A 16,463-nucleotide genomic window follows, 5' to 3' on the forward strand; every position below is an offset into this window, starting at 1 on the left:
TTAGACCTTGAACTTCGCCAATTCTTGATCGAGCACCTGGGCAACTTCGTTTAAGGACTGGCTGGCTTTTCCGACATCTTGCACACTTTGGTGGTTGAGCACCGCTAGACGGTTGATTTTTTGGATGCTTTGTATAATCATTTTTGCGGTATTAGCCACGCCTTTAAACTCTTGTACTGCCTGGCTTGTAACGCCGATCACGCTTTGGATGTTCTCCACATTGGAGTCAACCATTTTTTGCAAGGAGTGGGTGAGCTCGGAGGTTTTTAAAATCTCTTGGGCGTTGGTGTGTAAATCGTGGCTGATCGTGCCCACGCTTTGCACCACTTCGTTGATGGCGCTGGCGATCTCCGTGAGGCTACTTTGGGTTTTTTCAGCCAACTTACGCACTTCATCGGCCACCACCGCAAAACCCCGTCCATGCTCGCCTGCCCGTGCAGCCTCAATAGCGGCATTTAAAGCCAGCAAATTTGTTTGCCCGGCAATGTCTGAAATCAAAGTCAAAACGGCTTTAATGTTCTCGGTGTTCTTGGAGGCTTCGTCTAAGCGGTTAGAAAATTCCATGCCCAACTTGGCTTTGTTGGCTAAATTCTCGTTAAAGGACTGGATCTGCGTGCGGATTTCCTCTAAAGTGCTGTCGGTTTGTAAGAGGTTTTGGTTGTTTTTGTCTGCATCCTCCACTCCCCTTAAAATATTATTGATGATGTTGTCCCCATTTTCTAGGGCGGTGTGGATGAGGTTTTTACCCTCTTGGGTGTGCTGTTCTACAGTGTTCACACTTGTGTGAAGGGTGTTGGCGATTTGGTGATTTTGCGCACCCAATTCTTTGATCTTAGACACCATGCCCTGTATTTTTTCAAGCAAAAGGTTAATATTAGATGAAATAGTGGCAATTTCATCTGTACCCCTAACCCGTAAGCGCTTGGTTAAGTCTCCATTGTCGGACACTAACTGCACGATTAAATCGCGTAGTTGTATGAGGGGGCGGCACAAGATCTCGATCACCCCAAAGAGAACAAAAGGTACCACAATGAGCGCAATCACAGAGATGGTAAACATCATGGTTTGGACACCATTTAGGTTCTTGAGTGCATCCTTTTTAAAGACAACAGAAACCACTTTCCAACCTAAACCATCGATGGTGCTATAAACATAGAATTTCACCCCTTCTTTGCCATCTCTTTCGATGAAACCAGAAGAAGTGGTTAAAATTTGGCGGCGCAATTCGTGGTCGTTGGCGTGGTACCTGCTGCCCTCTTGGTAAACCGATGATCCCAACACAACCCCATTTGCATCCAAGAGATGTACCCTTTGTTTTTTAAAATAATTCGCAATGACGGACTCTAAAAGACTATCCAAATCAACATCTAGGGCCAACACTCCCTTAAACACCCCCTTTTGTTTCAAAGCCAAAGAATAAGTAACAACGGTCTTTTTTGTATAAGCATCTACATAGGGTTTAGAAATATGGATACCCGGAGTGGCTTTAGCATTTTTGTACCAACTGCGCACCCTTGGGTCGTACCCAGCGGGTTCCTTACCTTGTAGTTTAACGATAGTCCCGTTCTCAAAAGCGGCATAGACATCGGCCGAGCTCATGTTATTATGCACAAACTCTAAAATTTGTTCCACGCGTTCCAAGTCGTTGAGGGGAATTTTTTCAAAGGAGAGAGCCGTCTGCCTCAAAACGAAGCGGGTGCTGCGATCCCACTCTTTAATTGTGGAAGATAAAACATTGACCGTGGTTTTGAGCGAAATTTGTGCTTGCTCGGTTAAGTTGTTGCGGATTTTCACCCCAATGATCACGATGGTCGTGCCAAACACCAAAATGAGCAACACGGCCAACGCCAAAACAATCTTTGTTTTAAACCCTAGCTTCACATTCAAATCCATAAACACCTCACGGCTGTGCTACAAAAGCCAAAACTCCATTATAACGCAAATTAGCCCTTCTTTAGAGTGCCTAGGCTAACAAATGCCCCATGTGTTTAAACTGCCACACACAAGCATAGGGTTTAAAAAACTCTAAAGCGGTTTGGGGTTCTAAGAGCGGGTCTTTTAAACCCAAAAACACTTCGATAACCACGCCCTTAGATCGCAAAAATGCCAGCTTTTTAGGGGCTAGGGGCGAAAAAAGCAAGTCCTCCAAAGCCTCTAAGCTGCCCAAATGCACACACCTTTTTAAACTCGGGTCCTGTTGCAATAATACATCCCAGCCTATATTTTTTAAAAAAGCTTGCATGTAAGCTTTGGGGTCTTTTTTGTAGCTCAAGATTTGTAGGCGTTTAAAGGCTATAGGTTTAAAAGCGAGCATGCAGGGCGAAATTAAGATTAATTTTTGCACCCTACGCCCAGCCAGCACCTCGCCATAAGCGCACTCCAGGGCTTTGAGTGCCCCATAACTAAAGCCGGCCATGTCATAAACCCCACAATCCTTTAAAATCCACGAAAACAACACACTCTCCCCACAAAAGCCAAACCCACTAAAGTAGCGCATCACACAAAAGAGCGCAAAATCTCTTGGATTTGGGTTTTGCTTAACTTCTCTTTGTCTAACAGGGCCTGGGCCATCGCTTGCACCTGCGCCTTGAAATTGCCCAAAAACTCTCTTTGCTCGGTGTAAAGCGCGCTCAAAAGTGCCTCCACATCTGCCCGATCCCCGATGAACTTATGCCCCATGCCATACTCTTCACACATCTTTTTAGCGGTTTCTAGGGCGTGTCTCAAGTCGTCCTTGGCCAAAGTGTAGCTTTCTTTAAAAAATAAATCCAACACAATCATCCCACTTAAATGCACCTTGATGCTGTTGTTCATCTCGCTCTTGCTTAAAATACGCCTGTCGCTTGCGGCCAAAAACTCCCCGACCAAGAGTACCTTGTCAAACTCCACTTCTAGCCAGTAGGCACTCAAAGCCTTTGCGCTTTGATAAAGGGCGTATAAATTCTTTTCTTGTTCGCTCAAAGTTACATTTTTCTTTTTACCAAAGGCAATCTTGTCTTTCACCTCTAAAATGTCCTTCATGCTGATCTGTGCCGCGTTGCGTCTTAGAGTATTTAAGGCGCTCTCATTGACCAAAGACGCTAACATCGCCCCGCTAAAACCCACGCAAATTTTTGCCACCTCCAAACAATCTAAATTGTGTTGCTTGTCTTGCAAATAGGACTCCAAAATCTGCACCCTCTCCTCTAAGTCGGGCAAAGAGATAAAAATGCGCCGATCAAACCGACCACTTCTAAGCAAAGCTTCATCCATCACATCGATTTTATTCGTCGCCCCGATCACGATCACCTGTGCACTTTCCTCAAAGCCGTCCATCTCGGTTAAAAGCTGGTTGAGCGTGGCCTCTCTTTCATCATTGCGCTGATGCCCTCTGGCCTTGCCCACCGCATCGATTTCATCGATAAACACGATGGACGGACTAAAGGCTTTGGCTTTGGCAAAGAGCTCGCGCACCCTCTTAGCCCCCACGCCCACATAAATTTGCACGAACGCGCTCCCACTATGGTAGAAAAAAGGCACTTTCGCCTCAGCGGCTAGGGCTTTGGCGATCATTGTTTTACCCACCCCGGGGGGACCCACGAGCAAAACTCCTTTAGGCAATTTGATTTTTAAATCTTGGTATTTTTTGGGGTTTTTTAAGTAATCCACAATCTCATAAAGTTCTTCTTTGACCTCTTTTGTACCCGCCACATCTTTAAAACGGACACTAGGCAGCGTGGCGTGCAAAGATGGCATGGGGGTATTTTGGCGTTGTTGGGCAGTGTCTAGGGAGGGTTGCAACAACGGCTTTTTGCTCCACGCAAAGCGCAAGATCACCGCCAAGAGCACCAGAAAGAAAAAGATGATCACTAAATTTAGGAGTTGTTGCGTGGTGTTGTCCTCTTGCAACACCTCAATAGGGATGTTTGTGGGAAATTGCATCGAATCGGTCCAGCCTAAACGGGCGGTTTTGTAGATTTTGAAGCGGGTTTTTAGGTAAATATAGCGGCTGTCGATCTCAATGCTTTGGATTTTTTCGGTGCGTAAAAGCGCATTAAAATCTTGGATACTCACCAGCTGTGTTGGCTCTCTAAAAAACAAAAACACCACAAAGACCACACCCACCAAGAGCGCAAAAGCACCGATGATCGCCTTTTTATACCGCCGCAAAGTTTGAATCAAGCTCCACCTCGTAATCATTCAACACCACCCACTGCCCGCTCAAATCCTCTTGCGCGTTTAAACGCACAGGGTTAAAGAATTGGTCGTGTCCTAAATAAACCCCCCCCTTACGCCCCTCCACCAACACCTCTAGCGCCACGCCCCGCGCCTTTAAGTTTTGCCTAAAGGCTAGGTTGTTTTCTTGCACGCACTCTTTGATTTGCTTTAAGCGGGCCTTGGCGATGTCTCCCCTCACTCTGTTTGGCATTTTGCTTGAGGGCGTGCCATCCCGTACGCTGTAGATGAAGGGATGGATGTGCGTTAGGGGGAGTTTCTTAAAGTTTGCCAATGCCTCTTGCCAGATATTTTCATCCTCGTGGGGGTGGCCTACGATAAAATCCGTGCCGATGGCAAAGCCCTTGCTCGCCACTTTTTGCAAAAGGGTTATGTCCGTGTGTGTGCGGTTGCGCCGGCGCATCCAGCGCAACATGGTGTCATGGCTGTGTTGCAGGGCGATGTGTAAATGTTTTTCTAAAATGGGGTGGTCTAAGAGCTCTAAAAACTCACGATCCATTTGGGCGGGCTCTAGGCTGCCGATACGCACCCGTTTGATGGGGGTTTTGGCGATCTCTTTGATGAGCTTGGCTAGGCTATCGCCTTTATCTAGCCCGAAACTGCCCACATTCGTGCCGGTTAAAACCACCTCCAAAACCCCACTCTCAGCAAGCAAATTAATTTGCTTTAAAATGTGTGTTCTCTCTAAACTACGCGATTTGCCCCGAACTTGGGGGATGATGCAGTAGCTGCACCTAAAGTCGCACCCCTCTTGAATTTTGACAAAAGCCCTAGTTTTGCCCACAAAGCTCGTTAAAAGCGTGCTTTCTAGCTTGGCTTGCTTATCTTCGTGAAAAAACCCTTCTTGGTGCAAAAGGTGGTTGATTTGGGTTTTATGATCATGCCCAAAAACTCCGCTCACTTGCCTGTTTTCTAAGAGTTTGCGCCCCTCTTTGTTCGCCCCACAGCCTGTAAAATAGACCTTTTTATCCAAAGCGTGCATTTTTTTGGCGTAAGCCCTCACGCTATAATCCGCATCGTTGGTAACGGTGCAAGAGTTTAAGACCACAATGTCGGCCAAATCCTCGTCAGCAGTGTGCTCAAAGTCCTTTAGGTGGGCGCGCATGACTTGCGTGTCAAATAAGTTTGTGCGGCAACCGAAGGTTTTAAAATAGACTTTCTGTTTCATAGGTGTAATTCCTTGTTCTCAAAAACGCTGTTTTTGTTCCCAAACCCATCGCCCTCGCTTTGCACGAACTTAGTCGTGCTGTAGGCGATGAAAATGTCGGGTTCTTTCAAAAATGCCTCGATAATATCACTAGAAATCTTAGACTTGAGCGCAAGAGTGGCGTAAGAGTTTGTTTGGTACCACACGCTGATGTGGATGCCCTCTTGCTCTAAAACCATAAACACCCTTGGGTTGGCGCTCGTGTTGCGTAGGGAGTATTTGGTGCGCATGTTGTTCATTTGCTTATAGGTCATTTCGGTGTATTGCTTGGCTTGGGTGTTGGCGATGTCTAGGGCAATTTGCATGGCCTTTTTGTAGTTGGAATCAAAAGTAACGCAAAAGACAATCCCATCCCAAACGGTCTTCATGCCAAAGTGGCTGTAATTACACAGCAAATTGCTAAAAATGTAGTTGTTGGGAACAAAAATGATTCGCCCCGCCCGGCATTCGTTGTTTTTGTAACTAGTGAGTGTAACATCCTCTAAGATCGTGGTGTAAAGGGCGAAGATGTCGAGCACATCGCCCACATAGGCGTGTCCGTCTTTCATCACCTTGATGCGATCGCCCACATGGATGTTGCCCTCAATCAAAATCATAAACCACCCCAGCACACTCATGAATAAATCGCGCATGGCAATGGCGATCCCGGCGCTGGCAAAGCCTAGCACCGTTACAAGGTAGGACACATTTTCTAAGTAGGCAAAAAGAAAGATCAACACCACCACATTGGCGTTGACAAAGTTGATCGCCTTGTTGATCGTGTAGGCGCGCTCGTTGCTGTGGATGTATTTATGGCTGATGACCTTGAGCACCCACGCCAAAACAATGCTGACAAGGGCGATTAGAACCACATAAATGAGTTTAAAAATTTGGTCTTTGATTTGGGATTTAATGTTGGATTCTGCCTCTTCAATGTCTTTGGCATAGACATCCATGCTCGTTTTTAAAAGGTTTTGCGCCCCCTGTAACTCGATTTTTTTCACTTGTTCTTGGTAAATCTTCTTGGCCAAACCCTCTTGTTCTTGATCGCTTTCTTTCTGCAATTTTTCTAGCTGTGTCAGCACCTCTAATTCTTGATTAATCAAGTCCAGCACTTCGTGCAAGCTCTTTTTATGGTGCTTCATGGTGGTGTACTTGGCTTTGATTTGCTTAATGAAAGAAATCCCTGTAACGATGGCGATCGGGTTGGTGATGCTTGGGATATTGGCGATGTTGGGTTTTTCCACCAACTCTTTAAAGGGGTTCATTTTGTATTGCTCTAACAACGCCTCTTGGTATTTTAGGGCTTGCAAGGTGTGGTTTAAGGTACTGATTTTCAAGGTGTCGCCGTTCTTTTTGTGCTTGAGGGTTTTGATTTGGTGCTGGATGGCTTGAATCTCCTCGTAAATTTGCTCGTAACTCTCAAAATTACTGAATTTTTTAAGCCAGATATTGTCGCTCGTTTGGAGCTTATGCTCTAAATGCGTGGCTTGTTCTTGCAGGCGTTGGATTTGCGCGCCTTCTTGCGCCAAAGCCAAACCAACACAAGCCCACAGCACCCAAAAAAACCTAAACACAATGTCCCCGATCAAATGAACTCAAAAAGTGTAGTCTAACACAAGAAACCCACACTTTAACCATAGCCCCAAGAATAGCGATAAAATGTTAAGATAAACAAAAAGGCACCACATGCAAAACCCCTTAAGCGAAATGTCTAAAGTGAGAAAATGGCTCATTAAATGGAAAACCCGCTCTTTGGGCAAACGGCTCAACATCTATATCTTGATTTTATCGGTGTTGCTTTTTTCAGATCGGTGCAATTTGCAAGCGCAACTAGAGAAGGCAAAGAACTATCTGGAGGGCATTTTAAACGCCCGTCTAGCTTCTTGGGTCTTTGATCGCATTTGTGTCAATGTCGCCGATTACGCTCTAGACGAACACCTATATTTGAAAGACCGCATGCGGGTGTTTGAGCTCTTGGTGCAAAACATCCAACTCTACCAAATTGTGCTAGACATTTGGGACGATGAAATGTATCAAGACCAAAAAGACATTTTAAAAATCGCCGTGCAAAATGCTTATGACAAACGCTACAGCCTAGATGCCGAGAGCCAAAGAGTCTTGACCTACCAAATGCGCTTATTTAAAAAATAGCACCATCTTGTCTTAAACACGCAGGCACGGGCTTAAGATGGAAGGTCAACACTTGGGCTGTCTGATCCACTTGGTGGCGATCCATTTTTCCCCCTCAAGCACGGGCACACCCCCGTGCAAACTCAAGGGTTGCAATTCAAAGTCTTCGGGCAGTTGTTTGATGTTTTCAAAGTAGATCAAACTGCCCGCTTTTGGGGTGAAGTGCAACCCCATTTCAGGAAACACCGTACCGCCCCCCTGTTTGGCTGGTTGCAAATAGAATAAAAATGTGGCGATGCGTTGCCCTTTATTGCGCAGGGACTCGGCATTGTCGCTGCCTAAGTGCGGTTGGTAGTAGTCCCAATGGGGTTTATACTCTTGATTCACCCTATAGCGCTGGATTTGGATGCACTCTTGCTGCTCTAGGTGGTAGCCAAAGTGATTTGTGATTTTTGCTTCAATGCGACTCACAACAGCATTGGCCCCCCAATCAAAGAAAGTCCCATGGCTGGTGCGAGTCGTGGAGGGCTCTAAGCTGCCTGTTTGGGAGTTATAGATCATGGAGGGTTTTAAGTGGGGCAGGCTTAAGTTCATCAGCTCGGCACAATCCTCAGGGCTTAAAAAGTTTTCAATCAACAGAATGCCCGGTTCATTCGCCCTTAAGCGCACAGGTAGGGTTAAATTGTCTAAGGAAGTCAATAGATCGGTTTTTCTAAAAGTGGGGGGGGTAAAATTTGGGTTTGGGGAAGGGTTTGCTGGGTGGGGGTAGAAAAGGCAAACATCTCTTCAAGCACGCCCCGATTTACAGACACGCCAAAAATTTGGCAAAGCTGGCAGACGATCTCTAAATCTTGGGGAGCATTGATGGCTTGGATCGCTTGCAATTCTTGGGCATGGTTGTTGAATTTCAGCCAGCGGTGCAAGGTTTGGTTCTTAAACAACTCCAGCACATCTAAAATGTCAAAATGCTCTTTTAAATCCTTGAGATTCCTAATCTTTTGCCCATCGCAGTTTAAGGCAAACTTCGCGGCTTTCATCGGCATGTCCTTATGATAAAATAGGCTTGAATTGTAGCGCATTGTTGGTTTTATTGTGCTTGTGTGGGGGCAAGGTTTGGGATTTTAGCTTTTGGCGTTTCGGTGTTTCAAATCTTTTACATATGGATTTTTAGGGCTTTGATGGTGGCCACGATTGGACTCGAACCAACGACCACTACCATGTCAAGGTAGTGCTCTACCAACTGAGCTACGCGACCGCAATAGGGATTGTTTCATAAAAGCGGGCATTATAGCTTACTTTGCTTGTCTTTTGCCTTAAAGCTCTTTAAAATCAAAAGCCCCACGCCCACATCGATCAACACATCGGCAAGGTTGAAGATCGCAAAGTCAAATTTATAATGCCAATAGACATAATCGATCACATGCCCATGCACAAAGCGATCAAGTACATTAGAAACCCCCGCGCCTAAAACCAACCCAAAGGGCAAGGCGTTTTCTTGAAACAACGCCTTTTGCCGCCACAAAAACACCCCAAGCCCCACCAGCAACACCACTTGCAAATACTTCAGCCACACCCCCAAAAAGTGCAGCATAGAGAACGCCACACCCTCATTGTAGGCGAGCACGATAGAGATCACAGGGCCTTCATAGCGCACGCCATGCAGGATGCATTGCTTGATGATTTGGTCGGCAACGATGGCAAGCCCAAAGGCAAGCCAAAATTTCAGGGCGGGGGTCAAGTCAAATGCTCTTTAAAAAACGCCTGCAACTCCTGCGCCCGTTTTTCTAAATGGGCTTGTTGCTCCCCCTCTAGCAAAATGCGTAAAATATTTTCTGTGCCTGAGTAGCGGATCAAATGGCGCAAACCTTCTTGCTCTAGGCTGGCGACAAGCTCACTAAAGCCGGGGATTTGCTCTAGGGGCTTTTTGTGCTTGATGCGGACATTTTCTAAAATTTGGGGGTGCAATTCAAAGGGGTTGAGCACCACGCTGCTGGGCTTGTTGTTTTCAAGCACACAGGCGGCCACTTGCAACGCGCTCATGATCCCATCGCCCGTTTTGGCATAATCGCCAAAAATGATGTGCCCGCTTTGCTCGCCCCCAAAATTGATTTGGTGCTCTTGCATGCTTTTTCTCACAAGCTTATCGCCCACCCCACAGCGCACTAAGGCGATGCCTTGTTTTTCTAAATAGGCTTGCAGAGCTAAATTGCTCATGGTGGTCACCACGATTTTGTCGTGGGCTAGTTTTTCTTGTTGCTGTTGGTAGGTGGCTAAGACCCCGATGAGTTTGTCGCCATGCACCACTTCGCCCAAATTATCCACCACCACGAGCCGATCCGCGTCCCCATCTAAAGCGATGCCTAAATCGGCGCGGTAGCGTTTGACTTCTTGGCTGAGTTCCAAGGGGTAGAGCGCGCCACACTGGGCGTTGATGTTGCTCCCGCTGGGCTCATCATTGATGACAATCACATCTGCACCCAGCTCGCTAAAGACAATGGGGGCGACTTTATAGCCCGCGCCATTTGCCGTGTCTATGACAATGCGCATGCCCTGTAGGCTTAAATGTTTGGGGAAAGAGTTTTTTAAATGCACAATGTAACGCCCGATCACATCGTCAATGCGCTTAGAACTGCCGATCGCCACGCCACATTGGCAACTGCTCTCTAAACGCTTGGTGTCGCTAAAGATTTTTTCGATCTCTTCTTCGCTCTGCCTTTGGAGTTTATCCCCAAAGCGGTCAAAAAACTTAATGCCATTGTCTTCAAAGGGGTTGTGGCTCGCGCTGATCATCACCCCCGCATCGCAACGCATGTTTTCAGTCAAAAAGGCAATAGCGGGCGTGGGCATGGGCCCAATTTGCATGACATCATAACCCACGCTCGTTAAGGCACTCACAAGGGCGTTTTCGATCATATACCCGCTCTTGCGGGTGTCCTTGCCGACTAAAATTTTATTGCTGCTGGCTTGCTCTTTGAAGTAAAGCCCTGCGGCGATGCCAAGACGCATCACAAACATAGGCGTGATCTCTACCCCCGCCTTGCCCCGCACCCCATCTGTGCCAAAAACCATGCCATGTCCTATTTAATCAGTCTTTAATGCTTTTTTAGATAGAATCCTGCCATATTATTTTTGATAAAAGGATTAAGTCGTGGCTAACCATAAGTCCGCTGAAAAAAGGATTCGCCAAACCATCAAGCGCACTGAGCGCAACCGCTTTTATAAGACGCGCGTTAAAAACATCATCAAAGCCGTGAGAGAGGCGGTCGCCAGCCACGATGTACATAAGGCTCAAGACGCTTTAAAGGTGGCCAATAAAGAGTTGCATAAATTCGTCAGCAAGGGGGTTTTAAAGAAAAACACCGCTTCTAGAAAAGTGTCCCGTCTAAATGCCAGCGTGAAAAAGATCGCCCTAGCCACTGCCTAAGCTGTGCTGTCTAACAAACTGCAGGCGATCGTCGATCGCTACGATGCGCTCGCCCACGCCCTCACCCAGCCCGAAGTTTTAGCCGACATCAAGCAACTCACCGCCCTAAGCAAGGAACAAGCGGGGATCGAAGAGCTCGCCCAGGCCGCTAAAACCTACCTACAGCTCTTAGAGGGCATACAAGAGAACAAAGCCCTATTAGAGGATAAAGAGCTGGGCGAGTTAGCTAAAGAAGAGCTCAAAGCCCTAGAGGAAGAAAAAAACACCCTAGAGGAGCGTATAAAAATCCTTTTAATCCCCAAAGACCCCAACGACAATAAGAACATTTATTTGGAGCTTAGGGCAGGCACGGGGGGCGATGAGGCCGGGATTTTTGTGGGCGACTTGTTTAAGGCCTATTGCCGTTACGCCGACTTGAAGCGCTGGAAGGTGGAGATCGTGAGCTCTAGTGAAAACAGCGTGGGCGGGTATAAAGAGATGATCGCTTTAATCAAGGGGCAGGGGGTGTATTCAAGGCTGAAATTTGAGGCGGGCACACACAGGGTGCAAAGAGTCCCCGAAACCGAGTCGCAGGGGAGAATCCACACTTCTGCCGTAACCGTGGCGATCATGCCCGAAGTGGACGATGTGGAGGTGAACATCAACCCCAGCGATTTACGCATTGAAGTCTTTAGGGCGGGCGGGCATGGTGGGCAGTGTGTGAACACCACCGACTCGGCGGTGCGAATCACGCATGTGCCTACGGGCATCAGCGTGTCTATGCAGGATGAAAAGTCGCAACACAAAAACCGCGACAAGGCGTTAAAAATTTTAAAAGCCCGCTTGTATGAAAAGCAAATTGAGGAACAACAAGAGGCGAACTCCGCCAGCCGTAAAATGCAAGTGGGCAGCGGGGATCGCAGTGAGCGGATCCGCACCTACAACTATCCGCAAAACCGCCTGAGCGATCACCGCATTAATTTAACTTTGTACAGCCTTGAGGAATTGATGCTTTCGGGCAATTTAGACCCCGTGATCGAGCCCCTGATCGCCCACGCACAGGCGCAGGGCTTAGAGCAACAAGGAGAGTAAGATGGTGGCACTTTTTGGCGGGCAAGGCTCGCAGCATATCGGCATGGGACAGGATTTATGCGCTAACTTTAGCCTAGCCAAACAAATGTGTGAGAGGGCAAGCGACCACTTACACACCGACATGGCAAAGTTACTTTGGAGCGAAAACCCCCTCATCAACCAAAGTGCTTACACCCAAAGCGCGATTTTTTTAGTATCGCTCATGGCTTACGCAGTTTATCAGCAAGAGGGGGGCAAGTTGCCACAGCTGGCCCTAGGGCATTCGCTAGGCGAGATCAGCGCAAATGGGGCAAGTGGGGCATTGGATTTAGAGCATGGCCTAAAACTTGTCTTTGAGCGGGGGCGTTTAATGGAGGAAGTGTGCGCTAAATTAGGCCAAGAGATGGGCATGCTAGCGGTTTTGGGAGCAGACATTGCCCTCTTAGAGTCCTTTTGCTTGCAGGCCAGAGAGGCAGGAAACACACTCTATGCCGCAAATTTCAATGGCTCGCAAGTCGTGCTCGCGGGGGCTAAGGCGTATTTAAAAAACCTAGAGCCTAAGAGCTTTGGAGCAAAAAAGTTGGTGTTGCTGCCCATGAGCGTGGTGAGCCATTGCCCCCTTTTAGAGCCGATGGTACAACCCTTTAAAGCCTTGCTAGAGCAACATTTAAAAGACAGCTACAACTTTGGCGTGGTGTCTAACGCCACAACCCGAGTCTATAAGGACAAAGAGGGGGCTTTGGAGTGTTTGGGCGTGCAGCTCACACAGCCTGTGCGCTACAGCGATTGCTTGAGCGTGTGCGGAGAGGAAGACTCTTTTTATGTGGAGTTTGGCACAAGCGTGCTGAAGAATCTTAACAAACGCCTAAGCTCTAAGCCCACTTACAGCATCACCAATACCGCCGAGTTGAAGGAAGCCTTGCTGGCTTAGTTTGCCCTTTGTTTAGGCTTTTTTGCTAAAATGGGGGGCTTAGATGAGATTTTGGAGAGAAAATGGCGGTCATCGGTAAATTAGACTCTTTGGCGGGTTTGTTTTCTAAAACCCAAGAGTTGGAAAACCTTTACACCTATTTAAAGCAAATTTGTGACCCCAAGCACCCCGCCTGCCAAGCCTTGTTGCAAAGGCAGGCAAGCTCAATGGTCAAAGAATTGGGGTCCGGGATGTGTGCCATTGAGATTGTCTACAGCCCTGAGCTAGGCACGCTTGAAACACATAAAGAATGCATAGATTTCTTATTAGTGGTGATGGGGGGCGAGATTTTACACCTAGCCGACAAAACAGATTTAAGCGTGCTAACGCCTTACAACCTAGATAAAGACCAAGAAACCTACCAGCACAACAGCCTGTGCTACTCTGTGCCCTTGCACGCTGGAATGCTTGTGATCTTATTCCCCCATGATGCACACACCACAGAGGCGCATAAGCCCGGGCTCGTCTATAAAGTCGTGGTGAAAGTCCCCATAAATCTCGTTAAATTTAAGTTATAGAGTTTTGATGAAGCATGTGTTTTTAGCGGTCAGCATGGGCTTGCCCTTGCTGGCGGAAAGTTTAGATGGGATTTACAAAACCCAAGCCTTTTTATACATGAAGAGCTCGTATGTGGAGTTTTTTAAATACGGGGATCGCTACTATGCCTATGGGATCGCCAATGTGGACGGCTCGCCGGCTAGAAAGGACATTTACAACAAAGACCCCGCCCTAAGAGATAGAAGCGATAAGGGCGTGGTGTTTTTGTATGGGCTCACCCGTGTGTGTGGCAACACCTATAAAAATGGCAAGGCGTACAACTTCTACGATGGGCGTACCTATTATGTGCAAATCCACCAAGATAAAAACGGGGATTTAAGGTTTTTGCCAAGTTTGGATCGGCGAGGGTTCTTTGGCAAGACCTTTATTTGGAAAAGAGTGAGCGAAGACTACTTAAAAGAAAAGGGCATTAAAAAGCCTGACCTCTCTGGGGTCTTGCAGACCCTCAAACAGCTCCCTAGTGGGTCTTGATCCACTCATTAGCAATCCTCACGGCATTTGTGGCTGCACCCACCCTTAACTGATCGGCGACACACCACAGGTGCAAAGTGTGGGGGTCAAAGAGATCGCCCCTTACCCTGCCTACAAAAGTTTGGTCTGTGCTTGTGGCGGTGATGGGCATGGGGTAAAGCTTGTTTGCAGGGTCATCCACTAAAACGATATTGGGTGCATTTTTTAGCACTCCGTGCGCTTTTTTAGCACTCACGGGGGTTTTAAAGCGGATGCTGATGCTCTCGCTATGGCTTCTTAGCACGGGTACCCGGACACAAGTGGCGCTGATGGCAAAGTCGGCGTGCATGATTTTATGGGTTTCACGCACCATTTTTAATTCTTCTTTGGTGTAGCCATGATCCATAAAAACATCAATTTGTGGGATCACATTTAAGGCTAGGGGGTGGGGGAACACTTGTGCGTAGGTACTGCCCGCCATTTGTGCCTTCAATTCCTCTAAGCCCCTTTTGCCCGCACCGCTGGCGGCTTGGTAGGTGCTGACATCTACCCGTACAATGCCAAAGGCTTGGTGTAAGGGGTTTAACACCTGCACCATTTGGATCGTGGAGCAATTAGGATTAGCGAGGATGTTCTTAGGGCAATGCGTTAAGTCTTGTGGATTGACCTCGGGCACCACTAGGGGTACACCCTCCTCAAGGCGGAAAAAGCTCGTGTTGTCGATCACCACCGCCCCCGCCTTGGCCGCTAGGGGAGCAAGTTGCTCGCTCACCTTAGAGCCTGCACTAAAAAAGGCAATGTCTATATCCTTAAAGCTTTCAGGCGTGGTTTCTTGCAAGGTGTATTCTTGGCTAAAAGCGTGGATTTTCTGCCCCGCACTTCTTGCGCTCACTAGGGGTAAAAACCGCCCCACAGGGAAGCTGATCTCCTCTAAAATGCTGATGAGCTCCGCGCCCACCGCCCCACTCGCCCCCACTAAAGCAACATTATAAGTTTTCATTCGCTCACCATCGCCAACGCTCTTAAAAAGCTCAAATGGTTAAATTGCATGCCGGTTGTCATGTTTTTCAAAGTTAAACTCTCCTTTTTGACTTCCTCTTCTCCTAAGACCACCACAAACTCATGTCCCTTGTGGTTGGCGTAGCTAAAAGGCTTTTTTAATTTCTCAATCTCGGGGTAGAGCTCGGTGTTGATCTCGCTTTGGCGGAACTTTTGGGCGATTTGGCTCGCATACGCAAAGTGCTTGGCCTCCATACACACCACCAAAACCCTCGCACTCGTGGATTTATTCTCCACCAATTCTAACTCCTCCAAAGCCACTAGCAAGCGATCCAGCCCGATAGAAGCCCCCACGCCGGGCAAATTCTGGGTGCTAAAACTTCTGGCTAAATTGTCGTAACGCCCCCCAGAGCATACACTGCCCAAGCTGGTGAGCTGGCTTAGCGTGGTTTCGTAAATGATGCCTGTGTAGTAGCCAAGCCCCCTAGCGATGGAAAAATCCACTTTAAAGTGGTCGGGGTCGATCTCTAGGCTTAAGAGCAAGTTAAACAACTCCTCTAGCTCCTCCAAGCCCTCTTTGATCAAGGGGTGCAAGTCTTTTAAATGCGCCACGCTTTTAAAAAACTCTGTGCTTTCCTCCTCTTGCTTGGTGTTTAAAATCTGTAAAAGGGGTTTGAAGTCTTGGCTAAAGTGCTCCCCAAGCTCTAAAAGTACGCCCTGCTCGCCGATTTTGCCCAGTTTATCCACAATGCGTAAGAAAGTTACCACCTCCTCGCTAGAGTTTAAGCCAAAGTGGGCGCACAGCCCGTTTAAGATTTTGCGGTGGTTGATCCACACGCAAAACTCCTCCAAGTCTAGGGCTTTTAAGCTGGAGATGATGACTTGGATCACCTCGCTGTCGCACAGCAAACTATGGCTGCCGATGAAGTCAAAATCGCATTGCGTGAATTCTCGATAACGCCCCCTTTGTGCCCTTTCCCCCCTAAAGACATTGCCGATGGCGTAGCGTTTAAAGGGCAAGCCTAGGGCGTTGTGATGTTGGGCGATGAAGCGGGCTAAAGGGATGGTTTGATCAAACCTTAGCCCCACCTCTCTTTTGCCATGGTCTTTAAAAAGATAAATTTCTTTTTGGATGTCGCCCTCCTCTTGGGTCAAAATGTGGGCGTATTCTAAATGCGGGGTTTCAATGGGTACAAATCCAAAGCTTTTAAACACACGGGCGAGCTTTTCGAGCACGGTTTGCTTTGCCATCGCCTCTTTGGGGAGTCTGTCCTTAAAGCCACTCAAGGTCTTGGGGGTGATCATCGCTGTCCTTATGTCAAATAGAGGGGCTATTATGTTGCAAAAAACCTTTTAACCCTGTTAAAAATAGGGGGTTGCTTTGTGAAATTTTGTGAATTTTTTCAACGCCCCTCCAAGCCCCCCTAAAACCACCCCAAAAGCCCCATCTGTTGCCAAAATATCCTATAATGGTTTTT

17 protein-coding genes and 1 tRNA gene are annotated in these 16,463 nt (G+C 47.5%); 6 read left to right on the forward strand and 12 right to left on the reverse strand.

Annotation, left to right across the window (positions count from 1 at the left end; all coding sequences use genetic code 11):
• The 5 genes from K6J72_RS03660 to K6J72_RS03680 all read right to left on the reverse strand — a co-directional run bounded on the left by K6J72_RS03660 (position 1) and on the right by K6J72_RS03680 (position 6,978).
• On the reverse strand, positions 1-1,893 hold the full coding sequence (locus K6J72_RS03660; protein WP_221280786.1) for a methyl-accepting chemotaxis protein: 1,893 nt from the start codon (positions 1,891-1,893) through the stop codon (positions 1-3).
• A 70-nt stretch (positions 1,894-1,963) separates the two neighbouring features.
• Positions 1,964-2,497, reverse strand: a complete 534-nt coding sequence (gene bioV, locus K6J72_RS03665) for a pimelyl-ACP methyl ester esterase BioV (RefSeq protein ID WP_221280787.1) — start codon at positions 2,495-2,497, stop codon at positions 1,964-1,966.
• The gene (locus K6J72_RS03670; RefSeq protein ID WP_221280788.1) at positions 2,497-4,179 is read right to left on the reverse strand and encodes an AAA family ATPase; all 1,683 of its coding nucleotides are present in this window, start codon (positions 4,177-4,179) and stop codon (positions 2,497-2,499) included. The genes bioV and K6J72_RS03670 overlap by 1 nt, the downstream gene beginning before the upstream one ends.
• Positions 4,136-5,383 carry a tRNA (N(6)-L-threonylcarbamoyladenosine(37)-C(2))-methylthiotransferase MtaB gene (mtaB, locus tag K6J72_RS03675; RefSeq protein ID WP_221280789.1) on the reverse strand — a complete coding sequence of 416 codons (1,248 nt, stop codon included), beginning with the start codon at positions 5,381-5,383 and terminating at the stop codon, positions 4,136-4,138. Before mtaB ends, K6J72_RS03670 begins: the two co-directional genes overlap by 44 nt.
• Entirely contained in the window at positions 5,380-6,978 is a 1,599-nt protein-coding gene (locus tag K6J72_RS03680; RefSeq protein WP_430886741.1) for a mechanosensitive ion channel domain-containing protein, read from the reverse strand. Before K6J72_RS03680 ends, mtaB begins: the two co-directional genes overlap by 4 nt.
• A gap of 112 nt (positions 6,979-7,090) precedes the next feature.
• Here K6J72_RS03680 and K6J72_RS03685 point away from each other — a divergent pair, with 112 nt between their 5' ends.
• Positions 7,091-7,555: a hypothetical protein gene (locus tag K6J72_RS03685; RefSeq protein ID WP_221280790.1), complete on the forward strand. Its 465-nt coding sequence runs from the start codon at positions 7,091-7,093 to the stop codon at positions 7,553-7,555.
• A gap of 45 nt (positions 7,556-7,600) precedes the next feature.
• On the opposite strand, the gene K6J72_RS03690 is transcribed toward K6J72_RS03685, so the two are convergent.
• The 5 genes from K6J72_RS03690 to glmM form a co-directional block, all read right to left on the reverse strand.
• Positions 7,601-8,233 (reverse strand): prolyl hydroxylase family protein, encoded by a 633-nt coding sequence (locus K6J72_RS03690; RefSeq protein WP_221280791.1) that lies wholly within the window; start codon positions 8,231-8,233, stop codon positions 7,601-7,603.
• Positions 8,230-8,571, reverse strand: coding sequence for a hypothetical protein (locus K6J72_RS03695; protein WP_221280792.1), 342 nt, complete (start codon positions 8,569-8,571; stop codon positions 8,230-8,232). The genes K6J72_RS03690 and K6J72_RS03695 overlap by 4 nt, the downstream gene beginning before the upstream one ends.
• Before the next feature lie 142 nt (positions 8,572-8,713).
• A tRNA-Val gene (locus K6J72_RS03700) sits at positions 8,714-8,789 on the reverse strand.
• 30 nt (positions 8,790-8,819) lie between these two features.
• Entirely contained in the window at positions 8,820-9,272 is a 453-nt protein-coding gene (gene lspA, locus K6J72_RS03705) for a signal peptidase II (RefSeq protein WP_221280795.1), read from the reverse strand.
• A complete protein-coding gene (gene glmM / locus K6J72_RS03710) occupies positions 9,269-10,603 on the reverse strand; it encodes a phosphoglucosamine mutase (protein WP_221280799.1) in 1,335 nt (444 codons plus the stop codon). Before glmM ends, lspA begins: the two co-directional genes overlap by 4 nt.
• 79 nt (positions 10,604-10,682) lie before the next feature.
• Here glmM and rpsT point away from each other — a divergent pair, with 79 nt between their 5' ends.
• The 5 genes from rpsT to K6J72_RS03735 all read left to right on the forward strand — a co-directional run bounded on the left by rpsT (position 10,683) and on the right by K6J72_RS03735 (position 14,007).
• On the forward strand, positions 10,683-10,958 hold the full coding sequence (gene rpsT / locus K6J72_RS03715) for a 30S ribosomal protein S20 (RefSeq protein ID WP_221280801.1): 276 nt from the start codon (positions 10,683-10,685) through the stop codon (positions 10,956-10,958).
• 3 nt (positions 10,959-10,961) lie between these two features.
• Positions 10,962-12,029 (forward strand): peptide chain release factor 1, encoded by a 1,068-nt coding sequence (prfA, locus tag K6J72_RS03720; protein WP_221280803.1) that lies wholly within the window; start codon positions 10,962-10,964, stop codon positions 12,027-12,029.
• A gap of 1 nt (position 12,030) precedes the next feature.
• The gene (locus tag K6J72_RS03725) at positions 12,031-12,939 is read left to right on the forward strand and encodes an ACP S-malonyltransferase (protein ID WP_221280805.1); all 909 of its coding nucleotides are present in this window, start codon (positions 12,031-12,033) and stop codon (positions 12,937-12,939) included.
• Between the two features lie 62 nt (positions 12,940-13,001).
• Positions 13,002-13,496: a YhcH/YjgK/YiaL family protein gene (locus tag K6J72_RS03730; protein ID WP_221280807.1), complete on the forward strand. Its 495-nt coding sequence runs from the start codon at positions 13,002-13,004 to the stop codon at positions 13,494-13,496.
• Positions 13,497-13,503: 7 nt separating this feature from the next.
• Entirely contained in the window at positions 13,504-14,007 is a 504-nt protein-coding gene (locus K6J72_RS03735; RefSeq protein ID WP_221280809.1) for a DUF2147 domain-containing protein, read from the forward strand.
• On the opposite strand, the gene asd is transcribed toward K6J72_RS03735, so the two are convergent.
• Positions 13,994-14,986 carry an aspartate-semialdehyde dehydrogenase gene (asd, locus tag K6J72_RS03740; RefSeq protein ID WP_221280811.1) on the reverse strand — a complete coding sequence of 331 codons (993 nt, stop codon included), beginning with the start codon at positions 14,984-14,986 and terminating at the stop codon, positions 13,994-13,996. The two genes, K6J72_RS03735 and asd, sit on opposite strands and share 14 nt — an antisense overlap.
• Positions 14,983-16,290 (reverse strand): histidine--tRNA ligase, encoded by a 1,308-nt coding sequence (gene hisS, locus K6J72_RS03745; protein WP_221280813.1) that lies wholly within the window; start codon positions 16,288-16,290, stop codon positions 14,983-14,985. The genes asd and hisS overlap by 4 nt, the downstream gene beginning before the upstream one ends.
• Between the last annotated feature and the right edge of the window lie 173 nt (positions 16,291-16,463).

The organism is Helicobacter sp. NHP19-003 (assembly GCF_019703305.1).
GTDB lineage: Bacteria > Campylobacterota > Campylobacteria > Campylobacterales > Helicobacteraceae > Helicobacter > Helicobacter gastrocanis.